This window comes from Nocardia sp. CC213A (genome assembly GCF_030766805.1).
Classification (GTDB): domain Bacteria; phylum Actinomycetota; class Actinomycetes; order Mycobacteriales; family Mycobacteriaceae; genus Nocardia; species Nocardia otitidiscaviarum.
The window spans coordinates 173,258-187,617 of the sequence record NZ_JASFXA010000014.1 but is presented as its reverse complement, the minus strand read 5'-3'; the positions used below and the strand labels follow the sequence as shown (position 1 = coordinate 187,617).

Genomic DNA, 14,360 nt, shown 5'->3' with positions numbered 1-14,360 from the left:
TCCTATTTCGATGCGGGCGAGGCCGACTTGCCGGTCGTCGGGCGGTGCAGGAACCGGTTGAACGACCAGGTGGGGGTGGAATCCGGGGCGGAGCGTGCGGCGGGAGCGTTGCTGGTCTCGCCCGGTGGCGCGGCGGATTCCTTACGGGCCGCCGCGATTTCGCGCTTCGACTTGCGGAGTTCACGCCGGGCGGCGCTACCACGCCGCGAGGCCGTCCACACCGCCGTCAAGAGCAGGATGAGCCCGCAGGCGCCGACGGCGCCGACAAGCATGCCGTAACCGAACACCGCCCCGGAGGACAGGTCGTAGTTCTGGCCGAAAACCGTGAAACCGTTGGAGAGCGTGTTGTTTTCGCCGCTGTTCTCCCGGACACCGGCAACGCCCACGGCCACGGCGCCGAGGAGGGCGATGAGCCCGATGATGGTCAACATATGGCGGCTATTCCCGCTACGCCGCCACTCAAACGGGGTATGAGCGGCGGTTTTCGCGACACGCCGCGCGTGTTCCTTGACACGCGAGGCTGTGTGGTGCGCAACGGTGTGGTGCGGAACGTGGCGGCGTTCGGTTCGGCTCGGTGCGTTCCCGCGGCGTTTCCCGCGCGCACGGGTGCGCGGCAGTGGACCGCGTGATCAGGGCGGCGGATCTCTCGGCGAGCCGTACTGGTCCATTGGCAACTTTGAGGCAAACTTCCGGACATGTCTCCTTTGCCCGATTGCCCGCTCGGGTAGCGGCACCCGGTGACCGCGCCTTTCCGGCAGATTCCCACGCCCATGCTGGCGGTGGCGGGGCCGCCGCCGGATGCGGAGGGCTGGGCGGTGGAGATGAAGTGGGACGGCGCCCGCATCATGGCGGTGTGCGCGGCGGGGGAGTGCCGGCTGTACAGCCGCAACGGCCGGGATGTCGGCGGGTCGTATCCGGAACTCGTGGCCGCGTTGCGGACCCTGGCGGCGGACCGGGCACTGATACTCGACGCCGAGGTGATCGCCGCCGATGCCGACGGCGCACCCTCCTTCGGCCGCCTGCAACGGCGCATGCATGTGGCCCGGCCGGGCGAACACCTGGTGGCTCAGGTGCCGGTCCAGCTGTTCGCCTTCGACATCCTGGCCGTCGACGCCCGCGACGTCACCACGCTGCCCTATCTGGAGCGCCGTCGACTGCTGGCCGAATTGCCGCTCACCGCACCGCTTTCCGCGCCGCCGCACTGGCTCGGGGTCGGGGCGGGCGCGCTGCTCGCGGTCGCGCGCGAACACCGGTTGGAGGGCATCGTCTCCAAACGCGTCGACTCCCCGTACCTGCCGGGCCGTCGCTCACCGACCTGGGTCAAGACACCGCTGCGCCGCGGCACCGAGGTGATCGTCTGCGGCTGGACCCCGGGCAGCGGTGGTCACCAGCACACCTTCGGCTCCCTGGTCCTCGGCGCCCACGACCACACCGGCACGCTGGTCTACATCGGCAATGTCGGCACCGGCTTCACCCAGCCGGTGCGCCGCGTGCTGCGCGCCGCCCTCGACGACATCGCCGTGCCCACAAGCCCTTTCACCACCGCGCCACCACTGTCCGGACGCTGGCACTGGGTGCGCCCCGTCCTCGTCGGCGACGTCGAGTACCGCGAATTCACCGACCGCCTCCGCATGCCCAGTTGGAAGGGCTTGCGTTCGGACAAGACCGCCGCCGAGGTGATGCTCCCCGAGACCGCGACCGCACCGGACGGGTGACGGCCAGCCGAGTGGACGGGCCGTGGCGGCCGCGACGTCGGCATCGGCACGGGCTGCGCGTCGGCGGTCGGCGGCCCGGCGTGCGCCGGATCTTCGGCGGCCTGCTGCGCGTCGTTCACCGCATCGGCCTGGGGCAAGATCGGGCTGGGTGTGCTGCTGCTGGTCTATCGTGCGTCGCAGCCGCACGCGGCTCCACTGGCGGAACAGGGCTCGCTGTGGCTGGACGAATAATCGTTCAGGACAGCGCTTTCGCCTTCAACTGCTCGAATTCCTGTTGGGTGATGGTGCCGTCGGCCAGCAGTTGTTTGGCGTCGGCGATCTGGGCGGCCGGATTGGTTCCGGCGGTTTTCCTGATGTAGTCCTGCTCGGCCGTCTGCCATTGCTTCGCCTTGGCGGCCGACCGTTCCTGCATTCCGCCGCCGCGCGCGATCAGATAGACGAGCGAGGTGATCAGCGGCAGGAAGATGAGGAAGACGATCCAGACCGCCTTCACCCAACCGGAGGTTTCCTTGTCACGGAAAAGATCGCCGATGATGTAGAACAGCAGCAGCAGATAGGCGATGAACGCGAAGCTCACGATAATCAGCCAGAGCACTTCCCAGAACGACATTTCGCACCTCGGTTGGCTAGGACGGACGTCGTCTCGGCAGGACGACTGCCGCCACGCTATGTCGAGCTCCCCGGGCGGGCATCACCTCATTCGGATGAAGGATGGTGAAAGACGCAACAAGATCATCTCGGTTCCCGAATCGAGGAGATCCGTCCACTAAACTCCGCGAGCAGAGCACGGTGACCCACAGGCTGTCGGTACGCTTCGGGAGGCGCGATGACTGCTGCGCACGGCCTCGACTTTGCTGGATCGGACGGCAATTCGATATCCGCCGAGGCGGGAATTCCCCATCTGGCGTTCACGCCCATACCCCGCGGCGGGTTGCTCGCGGAATTGACCGCCCTGGCCGAGACGCCCGAGGGGGTCGTGCTGCTGCTGTGCTCACCCGTGGGCAGCGGCAAAACCGTACTGCTGGTGCAGTGGGCGGAAGACCGCGGCCGCGACCGAGTGGTGTGGCTGCGCGTGGAGGAGCACGCCCCCGCCGGACAGCTGTGGCAGCGCCTGCGCGCCCGCCTCGGCGTCGCCGCGTCCGGGCCCGATCCGCTGACCACACCACTCGCCGACGCCGCACAACTCGCGGACGCGCTGGCCGGTGACCCCCGGCCGACCCTGCTGGTCATCGACGACGCCCACCTGATCACCGATCCGCTCATCCTGGCCGGACTCGAGCACTTCCTGCTGTCCGTGCCGCCGACCGTCACGGTCGTCGTCTCCGGCCGCTACGAACCGCCCATCCGCTGGCATCTGCTCGAACTGAGTTCGCGGTTGCGGCGATGGGGGGCCGACCGGCTCGCCTTCGCGCCGGGCGAGGTGGCGCGGGTGTGCCGCGACCAGGGCTGCGAACTCGCGGACGACGACATCGCGCTGCTGATGGAACTCACCCGCGGCTGGGCCGCGCTGGTGCGGATGGCCGCCATCTTCCTGTCCACCCGCACCGAGGACGCCGCGGCCGCGCTCACCGCACTCGCCCGGCTCCCGGCCTCGATCTCCGATCTGCTCGCCGGGGAGCTCATCGACACCCTCTCGCCCGGCCTGCGGCTGTTCCTCACCCACACCAGCGTCCCGGCCGAGTTCACCGAACAGCTGGCCGACGATCTGATCGGCGGCGGGGCCGGACACTGGCTGCACGAGCTGGAGCGGTTGAACTATCCGCTCACCTCCGTGGTCCGCAAGGACCGGGAGTGGTTCACCTACCACCCGCTGCTGCGCGCCTACTTCCTGGCCGAACTCAACCGTCTCGGCCCGCAGCTCGCCGAGGAGCTGCGGCTGCGCACCTCGCTGCATTTGCAGTCGATCGGCGAACCGGCGGCGGCGCTGCCGCATGTGCTCGGCCTGCCGCGCTGGCCGCTGTTGGCCTTCCTGGGTGAGCATGCGCTCGGTCTGACCATCTCCGGGCAGGGCGCGGCGCTGTTCGACGCCTTGGCGGCGGCCGATCCGGCCCTGTCGGAGGATCCGTACCTGCTGCTGCTCCGCGTGGTCGACGCCTTGGTGCAGGGCGACATCCCCGGTGCGCGTGCGCATTTCGACGCCTGCCGGGCTCGCCGCGCCGCCCGTGAATCCTTCGCCACCGCCGATATGCGCACCGCGCTGACCGCCGCCGTCACCGCGGAGCTGGCGGTCGCGGCCGGAATCTCGGTCGAGGACGGCTGGGCGGAGTTGCCGCCCGGCACCGGATATCCCGATCTGGATTGCTACGCCGCCATCGAAACCGGTACCGCGCTGCTCGTACTCGGCGATCCGGTGGAGGGGGAGGAGCGGCTGCGCCGGGGCCTGGCCGCCGCCGAGGTGAACGCCTATCCGCAGCTGCGGGTGCGGGCGCTGACCCGACTCGCGGTATCGGCCGGTCTCGCGGGCGCGCTCACCACCATGCGCCGCCGCGCCGAGCACGCGCTGGACGTGGCGCGCGAACACCATCTGCTGGCGGCTCCGGAGGCCGCGCAGGCGACGGCGCTGGCCGCGTTGGGAGCCTACGTGCAGGGCGACGCCCTCGATATCGACTACGTGACGCGCACGCTCGCCGAACACAGCCTGGTGGACGGGTCGGTGGGCGCGAACGGCGGCTGGCACGCCCATCTGATCGGCACGCTGGTGTCCTTCGCCGCCGCCGAGGACAAGAGCGCCGCCGCCGAACTGCTGCGCACCGGACTGGTGCGGGTGCTCGACGCCCATCCGGTTCCGGCCACCAGCGCCGGGCTGGTGCCCTTCGTGGTGTGGGCGCTGCTCCAGGTGCGGGAGCCGTACGAGGCGCAGCTCGTGGTCGAACAGGCGCGGTCGGTACTGGGCGAGGGGCCGGAGCTCCGGATCGCCCGCGCGGCGCTGGCCGCCACCGCGCACCGCTCCCGCGCGGTACTCGAACTGGTCGATCCGCTGTGCGACGCGGCGACGCCGGTGCATCCGGTGCACCGGGTCACCGCGTGGCTGCTGTACGCCGTCGCGCACGACGAACTGGGCAGCGTCGGCAAGGCTCGCGACGGGCTGGAACATGCCCTGCGGCACGCCGCCGCCGAACGCGTCCTCCGTCCCTTCCTGGATGTGCCCGGCGCACTCGGCCTGCTCGACCGATTCGACGGCAGCTTCGGACATCTGGACGCCTACGCCACCACCCTGCGCCGACATCCCCTGGTGCACCGGCATGCCGCGCATCCGGGTCTGACCGGCACCGAACTGAAGGTGCTGCGGCAGCTGCCCTCGGGTCGGACCACCCAGCAGATTGCGGACGATCTCGGTGTCTCGATCAATACCGTGAAGACGCATCTGCGCGGCATCTACGCCAAGCTCGGCAGCAATTCCCGGGTCGCGGTGTTGAGCCAGGCCCGGCGCAGCGGCCTGCTCTGAATCGGCGCGCCCGGTTCACCCCCGGCGGATGAGGTGTCTCCGGCGGCGGCGAGCGCAGACTCGAAACGCGTGGGCGGTCCGCCGTCACGATGGGCGTCGACGGCGACGGGCACGGAGAGGAGGCCCCCGACAATGCCGATCCGGTACCAGTTCGTGCTCGACGGCGAACTGTCCGAGCGCGCGCTGGCCGCCTTCCCCGACCTGTCCGCCGCGCCGCGGCGGCACGGCACGACGACCCTGTTCGGCGCGGTCACCGATCCCACGGCGATGCGCGGAATCCTCGCCCGCATCGACAATCTCGGACTCACGCTGCTGGAGATGCGGCAACTACCGGATTGAGGAGCGATCATGGCTGTGCTGGCGCCGGAGAGTCGACGGCGGACGCTGGACGAGCTGGTGGACCGGCTCGACCTGAGCAGCGGTGACACCGGACCCAAACGCTCCGCCTTCTGGATCATGCTGACGTTGTCGAGCGTGATCGCGGTGTCGGGCGTGGTCGGCGACTCCACCGCCACGGTGATCGGCGCGATGATCGTCGCGCCGCTGTCGCTGCCGATCCTCGGTGTCGCGCTGGGCATCGCCACCGGGCGGGGAGCGCTCGTCGCCCGCAGTCTGCTGCTGGTGATCGCCGGGGTGCTGCTGGTGGTCGCCATCGGTTTCGTGGTCGCCCAGGTGCTGCCCAATCCGACCAATGTGCTGGCCAATTCCCAAGTGGTGGGCCGTACTTCGCCCAAGCTCATGGATCTCACCGCGGCCCTGGCCACCGGCCTGGTCGGCGTGATCGCCATGATCCGGCGCGATGTCGGCGATGTGCTGCCGGGCGTGGCGATCGCCATCTCGCTGGTGCCGCCGCTCGGGGTGGTCGGGGTCTGCCTCGGTTCGCGCGCACCGGGTCTGGCGCTGGGCGCGTTCGTGCTGTTCGCCTCCAATATGGTGGCCATGATCGTGACCGCCACCGTGGTGCTGGTCGCGACCGGATACGCGCACGAGGCCGGAGTGGGGGCCACCCGCCGCGGCCGCGCCTACGCGGTGCTCGCCGCCGCGCTGATCCTGGTGGCCGTGCCCATGGTGGTGAATTCGCTGTCGTCGCTGTGGGCCGACCGTATCGCGAACGCGGCGCGAGCCTGGCTCACCGGCGTGGACGGCGCGCAGGTCACGGCGGTGTCCCTACAGAGCGACACCGCGACGATCCAGGTGCTGGCCCCCGACGAACTGCCGCCGGTGAGCGAACTCCAACGGCGGGTCGATCGGCTGGTGCCGTGGAACCCGCGGGTGGTGATCGTGCACACCGTCGGCAGCCGCGTCGGTGATTAGCATTGAGCAGGGTGGCCGCGAAGCGGAGATCTCCCTGTGCCGCGTACTCGCCGCCGTCACCTCGAACAGCCCCTGGATATCGCACAGCTGACCCTGCCGCCACAAACTCGGATTCGCGTGGGCGGGCAGTCTTCGGCGAGGAAGCCGTAGGACCCGATATCCCACACCACCCGCCCGTCGGCGGCGGTGACGGTCGGTGGGTCGAGTTCGGCCACCAACCCGCGTCGCGCATTGTCGAAGTCGGACTCATCGGAGAAATCCAGGAGATTCACGAAATTCGGCTCGCTGCCCACGATGTCGCTCACCTCGGCTTCCACGTCGCCACGGCCCAGATGACCACCACGTCCAGGGCGATGATCAGCGCCGACCACCACGGGTAGTACGGCAGCCACAGAAAGTTCGCCACGATCGACAGCGCCGCGAATCCGATGGCCGCCCCGCGCCCCCACGCCGTGCCCATCATGAGCCCCACCGAGCACACCATGAGCACCGCGCCCAGCACGATGTGTATCCACCCCCACGAGGTGGTGTCGATCCGATAGATTTACTCGACGCCCGCGACGAAGATCTCGTCGTCGATCACCGCCGCGATGCCCTGCAACAGCGACACCGTACCGACGGTCAACAACAGAACGCCCGCGCCGATCGAGGTCACCGTGGCGACCCCCTGCCGAACCGGATGCTCCTGAGACGGGGAGGTCATGTCGACTCCTTCCGAAGGCTGATGCGTACCAGCCGCAATGGTCGCCGCCCCGCCCGCGCCCGCACATCATCCGATCCGGGTGAGGTGGGCCGTCACCCTGCCCGCGTAGCGTCCGTGCGGTCTCCGCGCACCGACCCGCCCGGGGCGAGCGGCGTGCGCGACGACCGGCGCGCCGGACACCGCCGCCACCGAACCGATCGACAGGAGTCGCCCATGTCCGACACCGCGGCGCTCGCGCATCCGACAGTGACTTCGGCACCAAGAATCAGGATCTCGAATACGGCCGGGACGGGTCGCCGACCTACACGGTCGGCGGAGCCGCGCCAACCGATCCGAAGCTGTTCGCCGATCGGTTGTCCGCGCCCGACGACGAGGTCACGCTGTACCCGCGCGCCTACCGGCCCGATCCGGCCATTCTCGACGGCGCCTGGGAGCCGCCGGCGGTCGTCTTCTGGTCGTGACTCGGCATCCGTTGTCGCACAGCGCGACTCCGGTCAATCCCGGACGGTGATGGTCAGGCGGGGGCGGTCGGTGTCGGCGGGGCCCGCGACGCGCTCCCAGACGGCGTCGATCATGGGGGCGAGCAGGAGTTCGCCGAGTTGGCGGACCATGACCTCGACGATCTGGGTGGGTTCGCGGCGGGTGGTGGAGGCCAGGCCCGCCTCGCGTAGGCCCGTGATCTCGCGGCGGGTCAGGGCGACGAGCGATTCGAGCAGGCGCAGCTGGGTTTCGGAGGGTTCCAGGACGGCGCGGCGCACGTAGTTCACCACGGCGGGATTGTCGTGCAGCATTCGCCGGACCGCCTCGTCGCGGGCGGTGGCGACCTGGGCGGTGGTGCCGGTGGGCGGGATCGAGGAGACGGCGGCGGCGAAGTAGTCGACGATCAGCTGGTCCACGGCCTCGATGAGCCCGGCCTTGGTCTTGAAGTGATGCTGCACCAGCCCGAGGGTGACACCGGCCTCGGCGGCGACCGCGCGCAGGGAGACCCGGGATTCGCCGTACTGGGCGAACAGGTCCATGGCGGCATTGCGGATGCGCGCCTTGGCGGTGAGGTCGTCGGCGGTGGCCCGTGGATTCAGCATCTGCCCTCGGTTCGTCGGATAGTCCGAGCAGTCTACGTCGCGTAATAGCGACCGATACGATGGACATGTGGGCAGTACAAACGTATTGTCCCGGCAGGCACGTCCCGCCCACCGGAAAGTAGAGAGAACAACGATGTCCGAACTCTTCCCCGACTACCGCCCCACCTGGGAAACCGATCAGCATCGCGAACTGCGCAAGCACGCGGCGGAGTTCTTCCGCAAGGAGATCGTGCCCAACCGCGAGCGCTGGAGCCGCGAACACCAGGTGGACCGCGAATTCTGGAACAAGGCCGGGGACGCGGGTCTGCTCGGCCTCGACCTGCCCGAGGAATTCGGCGGTGCGGGCGGCGATTTCGGCCTCCAGGCGGTCGTGCAGGAGGAACTGGTCTACGCACACGACAACGGGTTCGGCTTCTCGGTGCACTCGCCGATCGTGTCGCACTACATCCACACGTACGGCAACGCGGAGCAGCGCGCGAAGTGGCTGCCCGGCATCATCAGCGGTGACCTGGTGCTGGCCATCGCCATGACCGAGCCGGGCACCGGATCGGACCTCCAGGCGGTGCGCACCACCGCCGTGCGCGAGGGGGACCACTACGTGGTCAATGGCTCGAAGACCTTCATCTCCAACGGCACCCACTGCGATCTGCTGGTGATCGTGGCCAAGACCGATCCGAGCCAGGGTGCGGCAGGTGTCTCGCTCATCGTCGCCGAGACGAAGGATCTGCCCGGTTTCGAGCGCGGCCGGGTGCTGGAGAAGATGGGCCAGCACGCTCAGGACACCCGCGAACTGTTCTTCTCCGATATGCGGGTGCCGGTGGCGAATCTGCTCGGCGCGCAGGAGGGTCTGGGTTTCTACCAGCTCATGGAGCAGCTCGCCCGCGAACGCCTCATCATCGCCAGTATCTGCTCGGCGCTGGCCGAGGCCGCGGTGCTGGAGGCGCTGCGGTACTCGCGCGAGCGGGAGGCGTTCGGCCGCCCCATCGGCAAGTTCCAGCACAACGCCTTCACCCTCGCCGAGGCCAAGACCGAGGCGCTGGCCATCAAGACGATGGTCGACCACGCCATCGCGCAGTACATCGACGGCAAGAACGACCCGGCCACGGCCTCCATGGCAAAGCTCTTCGCCGCCGAGACCGCCGACAAGGTGGTCGACAAGTGCCTGCAATTGTTCGGCGGCTACGGCTACATGATGGAATACCCGATCGCCAATATGTACACCGGTTCTCGCGTCAACCGCATCTACGGCGGCACCAGCGAGATCATGAAGGAGATCATCTCCCGCTCGCTGTGAGCACCGCGCGCCGTCCGGCGGGGATCTCGCCCGGGTGAGCGAATTACCGTGCGGTGCTTGGTTTGTCCGGAGTAACGTCCCCGAACGGAAGCCGAGTAGGAACAGGTTCTGGTTCGGGAGCTCTCATGGACGATCCGCGGCGCTATGTGGTGATCGGGGGCGGGCTCGCCGGGCTCGCCGCCGCGGTCTGGTTGGCGGAGGCGGGCAAGCGGGTCACGCTGCTGGAACGGCGCGGACGGCTGGGCGGTCGCACGCACGCCCTCCAGGCCGCACCGGTGCGAGACATACCCGACAACGGGCAGCATGTCATCGCCAGCGGATATGAGCACCTGTTCCGATATCTGAGCAGCGTCGGCACCCGGGAGTACGTCGCGTTCCCGCACCGCGGGGTGCTGCGCTGGCCCGGCGGCCGGGCGACGGTGATGCGCACCAAGGGCTTGGGTGCGATCCGCACCTTCCTGGGCGCGCATCCGGATGCCGGTCCGGCCGACCGGATCCGCGCCGGAATCGCCACCGCGCGGCTGGGCTGGGAATGCCTCAACCAGCCCGCCGATCTCGCCGACCTGTCCACCGCACAGTGGTTCGAGCGGGTCGGCATGCCCGCCACCGCCCGGGAGGCGCTGTGGGACTGGCTGGCGCTCGGCATCGCCGCCGAACCGGTCGCGCAGGAGTCGGCGAAGGTGTTCGCCGATGTCCTGGCCACCGGCATCCGGCTGGGCGTGCGGCAGCGGCGGGCGGTCACCATCGGATACCCCACCACCGATCTGGACACCCTCTTCGTCACCGGGGCGCGGCGGGTGTTCGCGAAATACGGTGTGGACGTGCGGTATCGGGCGGTGGTGCGGCGCATCGGCATTCGCGACGGCGCGGTCACCGGCGTGCTGCTGGCCGACGGCGGCGAGGTGCCCGCCGACGCGGTGGTGTGCGCGGTGCCGAACTCCGGTATCGCCGGACTGTTGGACGAACTGCCCGAGCACGACGAAATCTATTCCGCCGCCGACAAATTGGGGTACACGCCGATTGTCAGCACCAATCTGTACCTGGATCGGCCGCTGGGTACCGAGGGGGAGTTCGAGGCGCTCATCGGCGGCACGGGCGTCATCGACGAGGTGTTCGACCGCCAGCGCATGCACGGGCGCGATACCGTGCACGGCTGGCTCTACTGCCTGACCACCAGCGGCGCGTACGACCAGATCCACAAACCGCACGACGAGGTGGTGGCCGAGCAGCTGGCGCTGCTGCGCCGCTACTATCCGTCCGCGCGCAACGCCGAAGTGCGCCACGCCCAGGTGGTGCCCATGCCGCGCGCGACCTTCTCCCAGGTGGTCGGCACCGACGGCCTGCGACCCGACCAGCGCACCTCGGTGCCCTCTCTGGTGCTGGCGGGGGACTGGACCCGCACCGACTGGAGCGCCACCATGGAGAGCGCGGCCCAGAGCGCCGCCCGCGCCGTCGACCTGCTGCTCGCCCTGCCCGCCGCCGCGCCGGTGGCGTGACCGGAGGGGCTGTCGCCCGCGTGGCCGGTCCACCGCAGGGTGGTCGTGGGCGCGGTCGGTTCACCGAACCGGTGGTCGCGGTGTGGTCGGTTCACCGAACCAGTGGCCGTAGCGCGGCCGGTCCACCGCACGGGTCTCGCCGCGCGGCCTGATCACCGCTCGCGTTCTGCTCGCGGCCGGAAGTAGTTCAACACCAGGCGGGTGATCTCGGTGAGGAAGGTGGCGCGGGGAATCGGCGGCCGGTCGAGCACATAGCGCACGGTGAGATGCTCCACGGCGCGCACCAGCAACCAGGCGGCGGCGTCGAAATCGACATCGCCGGGCACGTGGTCGCGCCGCAGGGTGAGCGCCACCCGCGCCAGTTCGCCGATCTGCTGTTCGAAGGCGACCACGGCGGTGCCGGTGGTCAGTCGCGGCGTCTGCTCGACCACCGCCCGCAGCAGTTCCGGATGATCGCCGAGGGCGTCGAGCAGCACGGTGATCGCCTCCGGCACCGCCACCTCCGGCGGTGCCGCCAACTGGCTGACGACATGGGCGCGCACCCGGTCGGCCACCGCGGTGGTATAGCGCTCGATCACCGCCGAGACAATGGCGTCCTTGTCGGGAAAGTACTGGTACAGCGAACCGGGGCTGATCCCCGCCGTCGCCGCGATCCGATTGGTGGACGCCCCGTCGTAGCCGTGTTCGACGAGCACCGCCTCCCCGGCGTCCACGATCCGGCGCACCATGGCCCGTGAGCGCTCCTGGCGGGGTGTCTTGCGCGGTGGCGCGGGGGTGGCGGGTCGCTGTCGTCTCGGTGGCATGACGGTTGTGCCTCATCTGCTGGACGCGAATTGAATGCGAGCGTTTATTCGTGTCAGCGTAGGGCATGGTGTTACACGATGTGGTGGAGCACGAGCCGCGTCCCGAGCCTGAACCGCTCGGCCCGGACTCGCTGACCTGGAAGATCTTCGGCTCCCTGTACTTCGCGCCCTCCGGACTGTTCCTCGGCATGGTGCAGAACATGCATCCCGGCCTGGGCGCCGGAGTGGAATTCCACTCCGAGATCGCCGACGAGTTCTATCAGCGGGTGCTGCGCTCGGCCTATCCCATCGTCGGGGTGGTGTTCGACGGGCCGCGCGCCCGCGGCACCGCCCGCGAGATCGTCGGCTACCACCGCGACATCAAGGGCGTGGACGGGCAGGGGCGGCGCTATCACGCTCTCGATCCCGGCACCTTCTACTGGGCACACGCCGTGTTCTTCGTACAGACCCTGCGCGCCGCCGAGCTGTTCATGGGCGGGCTGACCCCCGACCAGCGCGAACAGCTGTGGCGCGAGCACTATCAGTGGTACGAGATGTACGGCATGAGCATGCGGGTGGTGCCGCGCAGCTGGCCGGAGTTCCAGCGCTATTGGGAGGAGATGGTCAGCACCGGGCTGGAGGCCACCCGGGCGGCCTGGGAGGTCTACCACCTCGCCGACACCGCGCCCGTACCACCGTTCCCGGTGCTGCGGCGGATTCCGAAACCGTTGTGGGAGCGCCTGATCCGCCCCGCGGGTGCGCGGTTCTACCAGTTCGTCACCATCGGCCTGTGCGATCCGCCCATCCGGCGCACCATGGGATTCACCTGGACGGCCCGCGACCAGTTCCTCTTCGATCGGTTGTGCGCCGCCCTCTCGGCCATGAACCGGGTGACCCCGGACGAGATGAAGTACTTCTTCCCGCGCATTCGCGCCGGGCGCCGCCGTGTCGCGGGTAAGCGGCCCGACTGGCTGGCACCGCCCGAAGCGCCCGAGATCCTGTGGCCCGCACCGGAACACCGCGGCGAGGCCAAACACTACTGCCCGGTCCACGCCGACCGCGGCAGCACCGCGGCCATCCGTTTCCGGCAGCTCACGGGGTACTGAAACATGCGCTCATCCACCGATATCCGCCCGCATCCCTACGACTACTACTATCGGCCCGGCATGCCGCTGCGTCCGCCGCCGCCCCGGGCGGTGCCGTCGGAGCTGTGGTATCGGCCGCGGCGCGCCATGCTCGGGCCGTGGATCGACGTCCGGCCGGACCCCGTCGACACCCCGCGCACCCGGCTCATGGCCGACCACCTGTGGCAGGGTGACGAGCCCATGGACGCGGTGGTGCGTGCCTTCGCCCGGATCGGGAACACCCGCTGCCGTGAGCTGCTCGACCAGGCCCTCGCGCACGGTATCGACAGCCTGGACGATCCGCCGCCGGAATTGGTGGATCTCTTCGCGCACCTGGACGATCCGCCGGACTGGTTCGATCCCGACCTGTGGGAGTACGGTCGCCGCCGCTGGATCAATGTCTCGCTGGCCGGGAAGCTGGCCATGGGGGTGCAGGACTTCATGGGCACCTTCGTCGGCGCGGAGGTGGCCTCCGCCACCGGTGCCACCGGACGCTTCGTCAACGACCCGTATCGACGCAATCTGGAGACCGCGAACTGGTTCCGCAGCGTCACCCTGCCCGGTGCGCTCGACCGCTGGTCGCCGGTCTTCGCCGACACCGTGCGGGTGCGGCTCATGCACGCCCAGGTGCGCGCCGGGCTGCGCCGCCGCTGGGGGGACGAGCATTTCGCGCTGCACGGCAACCCCATCTCCAACGCCACCACCATGGGGGCGGCGGTCACCTTCGGCATCTCACCCATCTGCTTCGACCATGTGCACGGGCGGCGGTGCGGGACGAGGGAACTCGACGCGGTCATGCATTACTGGGCCTATATCGCGTATGTGTTCGGGGTCGCCGAGGAGCTGATTCCGCGCTCGGCGCGCGAAGGGATGGAGATGGCGGACTTCATGGTGGCGACCGCGGGCACCGCGCCGGAGTGGACCGCCACCATGGCGGGTGCGGCCACCCGACGGTTCGAGGGCGGCGGTGTCGGCGACCGGGCGCGGGCGCTGGCCACCGCGCCGCTGGTGGGCCTGCTCGCGTACTACAGCAGCCCGGGCCTGGTGCGGGCGCTGCTCGCGGACACCCCGCTGCGCTCGGTGCCGATCCACCCGTGGCGGGAGTTGACCGGGGTCGCCGCCACCGCCGCGGTGCGCTGGCGTGCCCTCGACGACCGGCTGCCGGGAGCCCGGCGGCGGATGCTGCGCCGCTCGCACCGCGTCGACCCCATGTGGGATGTGAACACCCGGGTCGCGCGGGTGCTCGCCGCGCGGGCCGGGATTCGCGGCACCCCGTACGACCAGCACGACGGCACGGCCGACGGGGCGGTGCGCTGCCCGGTGCGCTGAGCGTCGCGGTCAGGTGATGTCGCGCGTCGCTGCTGGGTGGTGTTGCGTGTCGCGGCGGTGATGTTGTGCGTTGCGC

The 14,360-nt window shown here is 69.7% G+C and carries 13 protein-coding genes and 1 pseudogene; 8 read left to right on the top strand and 6 right to left on the bottom strand.

What is annotated here, in order from left to right:
* Nucleotides 1-2 precede the first annotated feature (2 nt).
* Nucleotides 3-431: a hypothetical protein gene (locus QJS31_RS24700; protein WP_306357812.1), complete on the bottom strand. Its 429-nt coding sequence runs from the start codon at nucleotides 429-431 to the stop codon at nucleotides 3-5.
* A 339-nt stretch (nucleotides 432-770) separates the two neighbouring features.
* On the opposite strand from QJS31_RS24700, the gene ligD reads away from it, so the two are divergent.
* On the top strand, nucleotides 771-1,715 hold the full coding sequence (gene ligD / locus QJS31_RS24695) for a non-homologous end-joining DNA ligase (protein ID WP_282783377.1): 945 nt from the start codon (nucleotides 771-773) through the stop codon (nucleotides 1,713-1,715).
* Nucleotides 1,716-1,950: 235 nt separating this feature from the next.
* Here the strand turns inward: ligD and QJS31_RS24690 are convergent, their stop codons facing one another.
* On the bottom strand, nucleotides 1,951-2,325 hold the full coding sequence (locus QJS31_RS24690) for an SHOCT domain-containing protein (RefSeq protein WP_282783373.1): 375 nt from the start codon (nucleotides 2,323-2,325) through the stop codon (nucleotides 1,951-1,953).
* A gap of 216 nt (nucleotides 2,326-2,541) precedes the next feature.
* On the opposite strand from QJS31_RS24690, the gene QJS31_RS24685 reads away from it, so the two are divergent.
* From QJS31_RS24685 to QJS31_RS24675, 3 genes are all read left to right on the top strand, one after another.
* Nucleotides 2,542-5,160 (top strand): LuxR C-terminal-related transcriptional regulator, encoded by a 2,619-nt coding sequence (locus tag QJS31_RS24685; protein WP_306357811.1) that lies wholly within the window; start codon nucleotides 2,542-2,544, stop codon nucleotides 5,158-5,160.
* Nucleotides 5,161-5,292: 132 nt separating this feature from the next.
* Nucleotides 5,293-5,499, top strand: coding sequence for a hypothetical protein (locus QJS31_RS24680; RefSeq protein ID WP_306357810.1), 207 nt, complete (start codon nucleotides 5,293-5,295; stop codon nucleotides 5,497-5,499).
* 9 nt (nucleotides 5,500-5,508) lie between these two features.
* Nucleotides 5,509-6,474, top strand: a complete 966-nt coding sequence (locus tag QJS31_RS24675) for a DUF389 domain-containing protein (RefSeq protein WP_306357809.1) — start codon at nucleotides 5,509-5,511, stop codon at nucleotides 6,472-6,474.
* A gap of 56 nt (nucleotides 6,475-6,530) precedes the next feature.
* Here the strand turns inward: QJS31_RS24675 and QJS31_RS24670 are convergent, their stop codons facing one another.
* The 3 genes and pseudogenes from QJS31_RS24670 to QJS31_RS24660 form a co-directional block, all read right to left on the bottom strand.
* Nucleotides 6,531-6,779, bottom strand: a complete 249-nt coding sequence (locus tag QJS31_RS24670) for a hypothetical protein (RefSeq protein WP_372341631.1) — start codon at nucleotides 6,777-6,779, stop codon at nucleotides 6,531-6,533.
* Nucleotides 6,776-7,177: pseudogene (locus QJS31_RS24665) on the bottom strand (hypothetical protein). Before QJS31_RS24665 ends, QJS31_RS24670 begins: the two are co-directional and overlap by 4 nt.
* A 494-nt stretch (nucleotides 7,178-7,671) precedes the next feature.
* Entirely contained in the window at nucleotides 7,672-8,259 is a 588-nt protein-coding gene (locus QJS31_RS24660) for a TetR/AcrR family transcriptional regulator (protein ID WP_282782163.1), read from the bottom strand.
* 133 nt (nucleotides 8,260-8,392) lie between these two features.
* On the opposite strand from QJS31_RS24660, the gene QJS31_RS24655 reads away from it, so the two are divergent.
* Both QJS31_RS24655 and hpnE read left to right on the top strand, forming a co-directional pair.
* Nucleotides 8,393-9,553 (top strand): acyl-CoA dehydrogenase family protein, encoded by a 1,161-nt coding sequence (locus QJS31_RS24655; protein WP_282782165.1) that lies wholly within the window; start codon nucleotides 8,393-8,395, stop codon nucleotides 9,551-9,553.
* Between the two features lie 125 nt (nucleotides 9,554-9,678).
* On the top strand, nucleotides 9,679-11,049 hold the full coding sequence (hpnE, locus tag QJS31_RS24650; protein WP_282782167.1) for a hydroxysqualene dehydroxylase HpnE: 1,371 nt from the start codon (nucleotides 9,679-9,681) through the stop codon (nucleotides 11,047-11,049).
* A 152-nt stretch (nucleotides 11,050-11,201) separates the two neighbouring features.
* Here the strand turns inward: hpnE and QJS31_RS24645 are convergent, their stop codons facing one another.
* The gene (locus QJS31_RS24645) at nucleotides 11,202-11,852 is read right to left on the bottom strand and encodes a TetR/AcrR family transcriptional regulator (RefSeq protein WP_306357808.1); all 651 of its coding nucleotides are present in this window, start codon (nucleotides 11,850-11,852) and stop codon (nucleotides 11,202-11,204) included.
* 65 nt (nucleotides 11,853-11,917) lie between these two features.
* On the opposite strand from QJS31_RS24645, the gene QJS31_RS24640 reads away from it, so the two are divergent.
* Together QJS31_RS24640 and QJS31_RS24635 are read left to right on the top strand one after the other, a co-directional pair.
* A complete protein-coding gene (locus QJS31_RS24640) occupies nucleotides 11,918-12,937 on the top strand; it encodes an oxygenase MpaB family protein (protein ID WP_282782171.1) in 1,020 nt (339 codons plus the stop codon).
* Between the two features lie 3 nt (nucleotides 12,938-12,940).
* Entirely contained in the window at nucleotides 12,941-14,284 is a 1,344-nt protein-coding gene (locus QJS31_RS24635) for an oxygenase MpaB family protein (protein ID WP_282782173.1), read from the top strand.
* Nucleotides 14,285-14,360 lie beyond the last annotated feature (76 nt).